Source organism: Candidatus Midichloria mitochondrii IricVA (assembly GCF_000219355.1).
Classification (GTDB): domain Bacteria; phylum Pseudomonadota; class Alphaproteobacteria; order Rickettsiales; family Midichloriaceae; genus Midichloria; species Midichloria mitochondrii.
Genome location: NC_015722.1, coordinates 183,415 through 195,000 on the forward strand (window position 1 = coordinate 183,415; position 11,586 = coordinate 195,000).

Sequence of the window (11,586 nt, forward strand, 5' to 3'; positions counted from 1 at the left end):
CCTTATATACGATAACTTATACAGCGCTTAAAACAATTTCCCTATCAGAAAAATATATTTTTTCATTGCCAATAATCTGATAGTTTTCATGGCCTTTTCCGGCTATTAAAATTATATCTTGAGGCTGCAGGATTGATATTGCATAATGTATAGCTTCTTTTCTGTTACCAATTTCTACAGGATTTTTCATAGAGGCCATTATTTCTTTTCTAATAAGAGCAGGGTCTTCGTTTCGTGGATTATCATCTGTTACTATATTAACATCTGCATATTCTTCAGCTATGATGCCCATTATCTGTCGTTTGCCTTGGTCTCGATCGCCTCCACAACCGAACACCAGGATTAAGCGTCCATTGCACACATGCTTTAAATCCGATAGTACTTTTTTAAGCGCATCAGGAGTATGGGCATAATCAATAAAGATATCATTCCTTAAATTAGCAGCTGCGATTTTTTCCACTCTGCCTGTAATTGACTTCAAATTAGGCAATGCACTTACTAACTGGCTCTCGTTTAGGCCACAACCAATACTTAAACCGATTGCGCATGTTAGATTGTACAATTGAAATTCGCCAGTTAATTGTACTACTGATTCTATTTTTTTACCAAATAAGGCTAACTTTAAGGTATTATTATTTTTGGCGATAATTCTTATATCTCTTGCGTTCTTACCATACTCTATAACCTTTAAACCCCGGGCCTTGGTGAGCTGGTATATTTCGTTAAATTCGGGGATGTCCGAATTTAGTACTACGGTAGTACCAATTCCTATTACTTCAGAGAATAATCTTTTTTTGGCATTGAAATAAGCAGCCATTGTTCCATGATAGTCGAGATGGTCTCTCGAGAGGTTAGTAAAACCTGCAGCCTTGAAGTTGATACCATCTAATCTATACTGACTTAACCCATGGCTTGATGACTCTATTGCAACATGAGTGAAATTATTTTTAGCTAAATTATATAGTATGTTATTGGTCGTTACTGAGTCTGGACTTGTAAGGGCGCTGTCATGATTTAAAAAATCTTCAAGACCATTTAATGCATCAAAAGAAGTAAGCCCAAGAGTGCCTATTGCTGCACTTTTGTAATGGTTTGTATTTGTCAGCTGCATAAAAAGGTTAGCTGTTGAAGTCTTTCCGTTGGTGCCCGTAACTGTTACAATATTTGCAGGTTGTGGGACATAAAAGGAACTAGCCAGTTGGCTCAAAGTTTGCCTTGGATTGTCAACATAGATAAAATTTGCGCGGTTACGGTCTTCATGAAGATTATTATTCTGTAGTATGATATACTTCGCTCCTCTTTTTACTGCTTCTTCTATAAAGTCTTCACCATTAAACTTTGCTCCCCTCATTGCAACATACGCATATCCATTCTCAATTAACCTCGAATTAGCGCTAATTCCTTTGATCTCGGTTAATATATTTTTAACTGAAATTTTCATAAGTAAATTTATCTCCTAGATATAATTTCTTCACTTCTGGGCTGTTTATTACTTTTTTAGTTGAGCCACTCTCCAAGATAGCACCATTATACATAACATATACTCTGTCCATTAAGCTTATTGCTTCTTTTACATTATGATCGGTAATCAAAACACCTATGCCTCTTTTCTTCAAGAAAATAATTAATTCCTTAATTTCGTTAATTGAAATAGGGTCAACTCCGGCAAACGGCTCATCTAGCATGATGTATCTCGGATTTGATGCTAAGCATCTTGCTATTTCAACTCTTCTTCTTTCTCCCCCAGATAAAGCAATTGCAAGCGTGCTTTTTAAGTGATCGATAGAAAACTCCTCTAATAGTTGTGTGACTTTCTCTTCTCTTAAATCTAAGTTTGGCTCGATTAACTCAAGGATGCACATAATATTTTCTTCTACAGTAAGGCCTTTAAATATAGAAGATTCTTGAGGTAAGTATCCTATACCTTTTCTAGCTCTCATATACATTGGTAAGTCTGTAATCTCTTTTGTATCGAGGTAAATTTGGCCGCAGTCTGGTTTTATTAAGCCAACCATCATATAAAATGCTGTCGTCTTCCCAGCGCCGTTCGGTCCTAAAAGTCCAACTACTTCATCGCTATTTAGCTCAACAGTAAAGTCTTTGACTATTTTCTTTCCCCTATAAGACTTACCTAAATTTTTTGCTGTTAACATTCACCAGTGTAAATAGAAGTTTCTAGAATACATATATACAGTTTTAAAGTATGGTCAAAGGTTTATACTGAATCCACGCGACTATTTTGCCAAAAATTCAACCCATTAAAGCATTTGTTTAGTAGCTTACTGGTTTTTTAAGATACCCTTTTTCTGTATAATAAAGAGCAGCTCCTGGATGCATTTCTATAGTTCTTCCAAGAGTGACCATGGAAATGCGGTCTAACTCAGCAAGACTAGGGTGTACTTTCTTTAGATTTTCTAAATTTTCCATAATGATTCTGGTAACACCATAAACTATTTTATCACTAGTTGAGGCATTAGTTACCAAGACGGCTTTTGCGGCAATTGTAGGCACTGTTCTATTAATGCCAGGATATATTCCTGGCTCAATGGAGCCGCCGAAAAACTCATTATATTTTTGAGTAATGGCAGTTATAGTAGCTTCATCAAACGGTAAAATTGATATTTCACAATCGCTGGCTGCTTCAGAAACTATGGTATTAGGAGCCCCGCTTACTATAGTTAAAACGTCTATAGCTTTATTGCAAAGAGAATTTGCCTGCTCGTCTAGTTTTATTGAATTAATACTTTTGAAATCACTGTATTTCCAGCCTTTGACATTTATCAAGCCATCTAGCATAGTACTAATACTGGAATTTGAGTCAACACTTCCTGAGCTGATGATGGAGCCTTTTAATTGATCAATTGCTTTAATATTAGAATCGCGGCGCACCAGTAACATTAAATCTTCATCGTGTAAGGACATAATAAAACGCAATTGATTATTAGCCTTAATTTTTTGAGAAGAACTAGTGACGCCATAAAAACCATACTTCGCCCAATCAGATTGAACCAAGGCGAAATCTACTTCACCATTTTGTAACATTGATAAGTTGTGAGGTGCGCCCATTGATAGCTCGGTTTTGCAACGTAATCCTAAGCTTTTTCTATCATGATTAATTAATCTACAAATATTATTACCAATTGGGTAATAAACTCCATAGCCGGAGCCAGTAGCGATAGATATATTAGTATCATCAAGCAAATCTATTTTCATATCAGCAGCAACTGCACTATTTATCGATACAAATAAGATCAATAATAAAAATATTTTCATTAATAGCACCTTTCGTCATATAAAATTATTAAAGCTTTGATTTTATCTTGCGTCAAGTTCTGAAGTCTTATCATCATTACTTCTTGCTTTTTATATCACTGGCGTAATATATTAAGCTAAAATTCAAACATTTATTTTAAGATAAAATGGCAGGTCATTCTAAGTTTAAAAATATTATGCACAGAAAAGGTGCACAAGATAAAAAGAGGGCTAAAGTTTTTACTAAAATCCTAAAAGAGATTACGGTTGCTGTCGCTGGAGGAATAACAGAGTCCCAGTTTAACCCAAGGTTAAGGCTTGCTATATTATCTGCAAAAGAGGCAAATTTACCTAAGGATAAAGTTGAAGCAGCTATAAAGAAAGCTTCTTCTCCAACTGATTCGGGTAATTATGAAGAAATTAGATATGAAGGATATGGAGCTGCTGGTATAGCTTTTATAGTTGAAACTTTAAGTAATAACAGAAATAGAACTGCATCAGAAGTAAGATCAACCTTTACAAAATTTGGTGGATCTCTCGGTGATACAGGGAGTGTAAGCTATATATTTCAGAGGATGGGCTTGATAATTTATCCAAGCAGCATAAAGGATGCTGAAGAAATTTTAGAATTAGCAATCGAAGCGGGCGCAGAGGATTGCCAATTAATTGGAGAAGAGCATGAAATATGTTGTAGTTTAGAAGAGCTTCATACAGTAAAAGATTACTTAGAAGCTAAAATAGGTGAGGCAAAAAGTGCTAAATTGATTTGGAAGCCAAATATAACCACAAGTTTAGATCATGAAACTATAAAAAAAGTGCTTAAATTAATTAATGCTCTGGAAGATCTAGATGACGTGCAAAACGTTTGGACAAACTTAGAAATACCAGAAGATTTTGAAGATGACGATAACTAAAATATTAGGTATAGATCCCGGATTAAGTAAAACTGGGTGGGGCTTGATTCTGCTTAACCGAGGACAGCAGCTGTATCTTGATTGCGGTAGTATTCACACCTCCACCGGTGAACAATTGCCAAACAGGCTATTGGAGATATTTAATTCAATAAAAGAACTGGTTTTAATACACCAACCTGACTTTGTTGCTTTAGAGGAGACTTACGTCAATACTAACTCTAAATCCTCCTTACATTTAGCGCACGCGAGGGCAGCAGCGATGTTAGCTATTGCACAGTGTAATTTAACCATTATTCCATATCAAGCCAAGACTGTGAAGAAGGTAGTAACTGGGAACGGAGGTGCAGATAAGGAGCAAGTAGCTAAGATGCTAAAGTTAAGGTTAAATGGGCTTGATAAAACCAATGATAAGGATGCAATTGATGCTTTAGCTCTGGCTTTCTGTCACTCTAATTATATTTAGTGCCCTTCACTAAATCCAGATTTAGAAACGTTATAGTGTTTATGAGGACGGTATAACAGCACTAGCGAATTCTAGAAATCTCCTCTACACTTCTGATACTTAGGCTTCTTAGGCACCTTCTATAGCTGAATCTTTTAATTCGGCCATGTGTTGCTCTATTTGCTCATTTTTTACTTCGCCTTCAAATTAAAATACTTCAAGGTATAGTATCCAAAGCTAACTATTTAAAAAAAGACAAAATACGTGTTTTATATTTTTTTGCGCTGCTAATACTTTGAGTTAAATTTCAGTAATGTAAGAAACTTTTTTGTGATTAATAAGCGGCTGGCTTTTTGACTATTTATTGCTTTTCTTTCTTAGGAAAGCTGGGATCTCAAAAAGGTTATCACTATTTTTAGGGGCCATAAAATCCCGTTTCTTTTCTTCAAATTGTGATATATTTGTTCCAGGTTCTAGTTTTTCATTAGTTCTAGGAAACGGTTCGTCTTCAGCGATATTGCCTTTATCAGGGTTAACAGCTTGCGGGGGAATGAAAGATTGACTGAAATTTACCACAATATCTTCCTCTATAATATTGGAGTTAGGGCTACTTGATTGCTTATCGCTTGAGTTTTCTTTCTCGCTATTAAAACCAAAGGATTTCTGTATATCAGAGGCTTGTAAAGGATTTAGCTTGTTATTTGAAGTTTTAACTTCATTGGCGTTTAAAACTTGCTTGCTTTTTATACCAAGTATATTAGCAGATGCTTGGACTGCGCTGGTTGGTGAACCTATACCAGTTGCGACTACTGAGACCCTTAACTTCCCTTGAAGTTCGCTACTGAATGCTGAGCCAAATATAATGTTTGCTCCGGGCTCCACCTCTTCTTTGATACGATTAGCTGCTTCATCAACCTCAAATAATGTCATATCAAGGCCTCCAGTGATGTTAATTAATACACCTTTAGCCCCTTTCATTGATGAATTATCAAGTAATGGATTAGATATCGCAGCCTCTGCTGCTTTTATAGCTCTATCCTCGCCTTCTGCTTCGCCTGTTCCCATCATGGCTTTGCCCATTTCATGCATGACAGTTCTAATATCGGCAAAATCAAGATTTATTAAGCCTGGCATTGTAATTAAGTCTGTAACACTTCTAACGCCAGAATGTAAAACATTATCCGCCATTTTAAAGGCATCTATGAAGGTTGTTTTTTCGTTTACAATGTGAAATAAATTTTGATTAGGGATAATAATTAAAGTATCAACATATTTACTAATCTCTTCTAAGCCAAGTTCAGCTACTTTCATGCGCCTTGCACCCTCAAAGTGAAAAGGCTTAGTGACAACCGCAACTACTAAGGCTCCTTCTTCTTTAGCCACACGCGCTATAACGGGCGCTGCACCTGTTCCGGTTCCACCACCCATTCCAGCGGTGATAAATAACATATGGCAACCAGAAACTGCAGCTCTAATTTCATCTATGGACTCTTCAGCGGCGTTTCTACCCACTTCTGGGTGAGAACCAGCGCCAAGTCCTTTAGTACTATCAATACCAAGCTGAATTTTATTTGAAGCAAGGGCATTAGCAAGAGCTTGTGCATCGGTATTGGCCGCCCAAAAATCTACTCCTTCTAAATTCGCGGTCACCATATTATTGACCGCATTGCCCCCAGCACCCCCAGCGCCAAAGACTACTATTTTTGGCTTTAAATCAGTTTCTTGATGCGGAATTGCAACTTCTATGCTCACAAAGGCTAGCTAACTAATGCTGGATAAATTACAGGCAATACTACCACCATACACATTAAAGAACAATAGCTTTTCATTGCTTAATGATTTAGTTACCTAGAGTAGAATTCTATTACCAAACTAGGATTCATTTCTACTGGATATGGTACTTCCTGAAGCTCAGGCCTTCTGATATAGGTTGCGGCATTACTTGAAGCATCGAAAGAAATGTACTCGGGCACCCTTCTTTCACTGAGAGAAAGCGCCGTTTGTACTATAAGTAAGTCTTTAGACTTTTCACTTAAAGTTACTACATCGCCTGGTTTTAATCTATAGCTTGGAACATTCACTGATTTACCATTCACTAAAACATGTTTATGATTTACAAACTGTCTTGCGGCAAAGATACTATTTACAAAGCCAACGCGGTACACAAAAGCATCTAATCTTGATTCCAATAGGCCTACTAAATTATGCCCTGTATCACCTTTGCGTCTCGCTGCTTCCTCATATGTTTTGCGAAATTGTTTTTCGGTGACGTCGCCGTAATATTTTTTTAATTTTTGCTTAGCTTGCAGCTGCTGTCCATAATCAGTAAGTTTATGGCTCTTGGTTCCATGCATCCCAGGCGCAAAATTACGCGCATTAACTGGATCTTTAGCTTTCCCCCAGAGGTTAACACCAAGTCTCCTACTTATACCAAACTTCCTATCATTTCTTTTTGACACAGGACTCCTTTAAAAAAAATCAAACAAATAAACTAAGAGCTGCTACGTATACAATTTTGCTGCTCCTATGTCAATAATCTCTAGAGGCTCTAAAATAAATAATTTTATAGTGAGGGCTGACATACCACACCTCAGGGTTGTGATTCGGATTGCTATTATGTGTATTAAGAGGTATAATCATTGGAAATATAATAAGATTGCTGCATATGAAATCCATTACTATACTAACAACAGAGTATAAAAAAGAAACTGATAGTTCTCAGATCTTTTTAAATGAAAGGCTGGCAGCTTTGAATTCTGAAAACCTTCTAAATTTTTGGGAGGAAATTAATGAAGAAGCTCCGGATATGGCTCGTCTTCAAATACTATTAGAAAAAGAGAGAGAATTTCTAAAGAAAATAGGCTTAGATGAGCAAGCAATGGACCGACGGGTGAACACCGCAGGGCCGACGTCTGAACATTGGCCGCATCGTGTTATAAAAGAGGCATTAGAAATTAGAAGATCAGGCGCGGATTGGGCGGATATTAGGACTAATATTAGTACTGCAATTGAAAATGCTAAGCAGGAAGCTGAAAATTCAACTGAACTAGATTGGCCGAGAGTGCCTCTGTTAATTAAAAGAATAGATGCTGATGGCAAGACGTCTTACACAACAATTCAAAATATAGAAAACCTAGATAGTGCATTACAAGAATTAACAGAAATCCAGCGATACTATATAAGAATGACTGCAAACCAATCATATGAGGCAGGGGTCATTAAGCAGAGTAGCGGTATGATAGATCTTGTCCCTGCTGCTCAATTTCACTATAACTCTGTTACTATAAATATGACAGAGCCTAATAAGACTCAAGTATTTGTCAAATGTAGTATGGGTTGTAATTATCGAGATCCGGATACGGCCCAGATTTCAAGTACAGTAGGATTTTATTCAGTAAAAAGGGATATATCTGATATACAGCATAGGAAAGTTCATGGAATAAGCTTTAGCGATGGTAATATTCGGGCCGGTGCAATTTTGGCGGTTGCTGATTTAAGCCCAGAAGGATTAAAAAAAGCTGAGTCAATGGGCCTAACCCAACATGAAAACTTGACCAAGCTCTCTCCAAAATTCTTAGAAGAACTAAAAAATGCTGCGGCAGAGAGTATCCTGGCTACTACCCTCAACCGCCCGTCACGCCCGCAAGATCTCTTAGAGACCGAGTTAGAAGGTATCGCTCAAGTTGTGCTTCCTTTTAAAGGAGAGGAAGCGACTCCAAAAAAGCTTTTTAGTGTTGGCAATGAGATTAGGAATTTTGCAAAACAGATTAATAATGAAGTGAACCCTACTAATTTGCAAAAATTAGTAGAAACAATTTTTAAGGTTATAAATTATCTGGTAGAAATTATACTCAAACCGAAAAGCCATGTTCAAGATATTGAAGCTCAAAGAGCAGAGCTTATGAGTCGAGAAAACGAATATAAAATCTAGTTTCTTTTAAGGGATGAGTGGTGCTTTTTGAAGAGCAGCCTTTAAATTCTAGTTAGCTTTGCTTTAGTCTTTATGATTTGGTTAGCTTGATCGTCCATGTAGTATTTTCTACGCTCTTGCCCATTCAAATTAAAAGAGTTTCGTTATATAATCACTTCGATTCAAGTACAGTGCTAGCGTTTAGATAGTAGCACGAACTTCTAAACGCCATAGAAGTTAGTAAAGTATCACTTAGCCATGACTCCAGATTCAGTTTTTTCTTTAGTTTTTACTTTAGCTGCGTAGCCCAGTTTTGGCGCGGCTCGTTGAGGAAGCGATTTTTTTTCAGGTTCTGGTTGGGAAATAGTATGGAATTTATCGCTACTCTCAACTTTATCAGTCCAATTTTTACTATCGTGCGCTTTTGGGTCAACTTTTTCGGTAAAGCTTGTCTTAGGTTGGTTTAAGTTAGGTTTTTGAGTAGTAGCGGTTGCTGTATACTCCCCACTAAAAGGATTCAGTCTTTCATTATAACTATGATCCGGAGTATAACTATCGTTAAAGGGATTTAATTTTTCATTATAAGCATTAGAAGCAGGTTTTTCACTGAAAGGGTTAAGCCTTTCATCATAGTCATCACGCGAAGGTTTTTGAGTAGGGACGTGTTTTGGTTTGGTATGCAATGGATTACTCTGAGTTCTCGTCATTTGCGGATTAGTATTTAGTGCTTGAGGTTTTGCAGCTGACAAATTTATCGGGTCTTTTTTAGCGAGCTCTGAAAATAACGTTGATATAGAATTTGATACAGAACTCCCCGGTTGTATAACGGAGGCGATGCGTTGGAAGATCATTTCAGCTGTTTTAGAGCTAACTTCTGGTCTGTTACTCGTTAATTCTTTATAGCAGCCTTCTCCATAATCTAACGGTTGTGGAAATATAAAGTCTGATAAATAGTTAATAGAAATCATGATGATATCTATAACAAGCTTGCCTATGCCAAGCACGGTCTTAAGGAGGAATCTCGAAAGTACATTCAACTTGCCTAATTTATTATGCTTTCTATCAGATGCTTTTTGCGTTTCCGGCACATCTTTATGACCGTGTGCCCCTAGAATACTAATTAAATATTCCATAGCCTTTGCTTTTATTGAGGTCTTTCTATTTTCCTCTTTAGTTTTTTCAGATGTAATACCTTCCTTGACGAATCTAGCTTCTTGTAGGGCTTTAGAGTCAACTTTGGTAAGATCAAGTACACTGGCTTCAGAAGAATTTAAAACCAGTACAGTATCGTCATCTTTTTTGTTAATAAATCTAGCTACTAATGTATCTACTACTTGTTCTGTTTCTGGAGGTTTCTTGCCAAAAAGCCTGCTCCTGTTACGAAATTTAGCACTTACTAGGTATTTTATCTCGGCAATATTTTTTGCTGATTCTGGATTAGAAGCTAGATAATCATCTAATTCTTTATTGACTCTGTCATATTGTGCTTGACCGCCTCTACCAAAAATTTCTGCTGCTCTTCCTAATTTTAAGTACTCTTTCGTTAATTTTAATTTATTCTTAGTAGTATTGAGAAAATTATCCTTATCTCCTGTAAAATTTCTAATCGCTTGTTGTAATGCTGAGGCATCAGATTCGTTTGCGATTCTCACATTTTTTAGCGGATCTTCATCTTTTTTGGCAGAGCGATCTTTTGCTTTTTTGAGAGCTTTATTAATTTCTTCTCTATCTTCTCCTACCGTTTTTATCTCTAACTTTTTACCTTCTCCTACAATGGCCTGTAAGTGAGCAATATTTGCTTCGGTTTGATATACGGTATCTTGTTTATGTTTACGCTCTTTAAAAAACCTTCTTACCATATTACCGCGTCGTATTCTGTTACCTTCGTCTGTAACTACTTTTTGTGCCGCAGTTCCAGCGGTAGAAAATACTTCAGCAGAGGCAAGTTTTTCAGATTGGTATTCTGGTTGTATACTGTATGCGCTTTCAATAACCTTGCTAGGAACTTTAAGGCCTGGTAGACAGCTTGAAAAATATGGAATAGTTTTTCTTCCTTCGGCAATTTCTAGCGCAACTTTGCTAGTTAAAACTCTTATTGGCGTTACCATACTGTTATACCAGTTTAAGGACTCCACTGACTGTCGATTCTTTAATGCCTCAGCTCCTCGTCCTCCTGATTTTTTATACTTTGTTCCTTCAGCTGCAGCAACTGCTTTATACATCCAACTTTGAGGATCGTTAGCACCAAGTGCTAATAGCTGAGATCTGCTAACGTAAATAGGCTGTTCTTTAGCATCTTTTTCTCGAGTAATAGTAGAAACATGGTATTGTTTGTCCATGACTTGCAGGATCGATCTGGCTTTTTCGATAGCGTCATCCTTACCGGATTTTACTGCCTTGGTATCTTTTAATACTGCTCTTATATCTCTATGGAAGTTTGCATAGTTAAAGGGAGAAGTTTTATCAGGATTTCTGCCACCTATAATATTTTTGGTGATGTTGCCTAATTCCTCTTTTACTACTTTATGATATTTCTGTAACTCGGGGCTAATGTATCTATCATCTTTCTTAGTGTGTATCTTGATTAATTCATTTGCTACTCTGATCTCGGCAATAGACTTTTGCATTGTTGAGACAAACTCAACTAAATTATTAAAACTTTCTAATGTCTCTTGGTGAGTGGCATCTCTAATAAGATGCTCACTTCCATCATAATGCATGTTTTTTGTCCATGTTACTCCTATAGCTAGGTCTTTGATTTCCTCGAGTTTATCGATAGCTTCAGTATACTTGCCTTGACTAATATAGTCAGTTACTGCTTCAAGTTTATCGCATATTGCGAATGATTGTGTTTTTCTAGTAAGCTTGTCACTCCCTATATGTTGTAGATAACGCGAGATTTCTTGTTCGGCAGCTTGTTGGTTTGCTAATAATCTATCATGAATTTGAGTACATGCTGGTTGATCGGTTGGCGGAAGATTTGAAGCTTCTCTATCAGCGGCAGGTTTATCTGGTTGGTTTTTCATATAAAATTCTGAATTTTCATCTAATTAATAATTGATTATAAG

9 protein-coding genes are annotated in these 11,586 nt (G+C 36.7%); 3 read left to right on the forward strand and 6 right to left on the reverse strand.

The window, feature by feature from the left end; translation table 11 throughout:
* Window positions 1-16 precede the first annotated feature (16 nt).
* The 3 genes from MIDI_RS01080 to MIDI_RS01090 all read right to left on the reverse strand — a co-directional run bounded on the left by MIDI_RS01080 (window position 17) and on the right by MIDI_RS01090 (window position 3,273).
* Entirely contained in the window at window positions 17-1,441 is a 1,425-nt protein-coding gene (locus MIDI_RS01080) for a UDP-N-acetylmuramoyl-L-alanyl-D-glutamate--2,6-diaminopimelate ligase (RefSeq protein WP_013950751.1), read from the reverse strand.
* Window positions 1,425-2,153 (reverse strand): LPS export ABC transporter ATP-binding protein, encoded by a 729-nt coding sequence (gene lptB, locus MIDI_RS01085; protein ID WP_013950752.1) that lies wholly within the window; start codon window positions 2,151-2,153, stop codon window positions 1,425-1,427. The genes MIDI_RS01080 and lptB overlap by 17 nt, the downstream gene beginning before the upstream one ends.
* Before the next feature lie 118 nt (window positions 2,154-2,271).
* A complete protein-coding gene (locus MIDI_RS01090; protein WP_013950753.1) occupies window positions 2,272-3,273 on the reverse strand; it encodes a TAXI family TRAP transporter solute-binding subunit in 1,002 nt (333 codons plus the stop codon).
* Window positions 3,274-3,419: 146 nt separating this feature from the next.
* Here MIDI_RS01090 and MIDI_RS01095 point away from each other — a divergent pair, with 146 nt between their 5' ends.
* A complete protein-coding gene (locus MIDI_RS01095; RefSeq protein ID WP_013950754.1) occupies window positions 3,420-4,166 on the forward strand; it encodes a YebC/PmpR family DNA-binding transcriptional regulator in 747 nt (248 codons plus the stop codon).
* Window positions 4,153-4,629: a crossover junction endodeoxyribonuclease RuvC gene (gene ruvC / locus MIDI_RS01100; RefSeq protein WP_013950755.1), complete on the forward strand. Its 477-nt coding sequence runs from the start codon at window positions 4,153-4,155 to the stop codon at window positions 4,627-4,629. The genes MIDI_RS01095 and ruvC overlap by 14 nt, the downstream gene beginning before the upstream one ends.
* 336 nt (window positions 4,630-4,965) lie before the next feature.
* Here the strand turns inward: ruvC and ftsZ are convergent, their stop codons facing one another.
* Window positions 4,966-6,354 carry a cell division protein FtsZ gene (ftsZ, locus tag MIDI_RS01105; RefSeq protein ID WP_410517938.1) on the reverse strand — a complete coding sequence of 463 codons (1,389 nt, stop codon included), beginning with the start codon at window positions 6,352-6,354 and terminating at the stop codon, window positions 4,966-4,968.
* Between the two features lie 98 nt (window positions 6,355-6,452).
* The gene (rpsD, locus tag MIDI_RS01110) at window positions 6,453-7,067 is read right to left on the reverse strand and encodes a 30S ribosomal protein S4 (RefSeq protein ID WP_041185338.1); all 615 of its coding nucleotides are present in this window, start codon (window positions 7,065-7,067) and stop codon (window positions 6,453-6,455) included.
* 197 nt (window positions 7,068-7,264) lie between these two features.
* Between rpsD and MIDI_RS01115 the strand changes: the two genes are divergently transcribed.
* Window positions 7,265-8,539, forward strand: coding sequence for a hypothetical protein (locus tag MIDI_RS01115; protein ID WP_148234084.1), 1,275 nt, complete (start codon window positions 7,265-7,267; stop codon window positions 8,537-8,539).
* A gap of 227 nt (window positions 8,540-8,766) precedes the next feature.
* On the opposite strand, the gene MIDI_RS01120 is transcribed toward MIDI_RS01115, so the two are convergent.
* On the reverse strand, window positions 8,767-11,544 hold the full coding sequence (locus MIDI_RS01120; RefSeq protein WP_013950760.1) for a hypothetical protein: 2,778 nt from the start codon (window positions 11,542-11,544) through the stop codon (window positions 8,767-8,769).
* Between the last annotated feature and the right edge of the window lie 42 nt (window positions 11,545-11,586).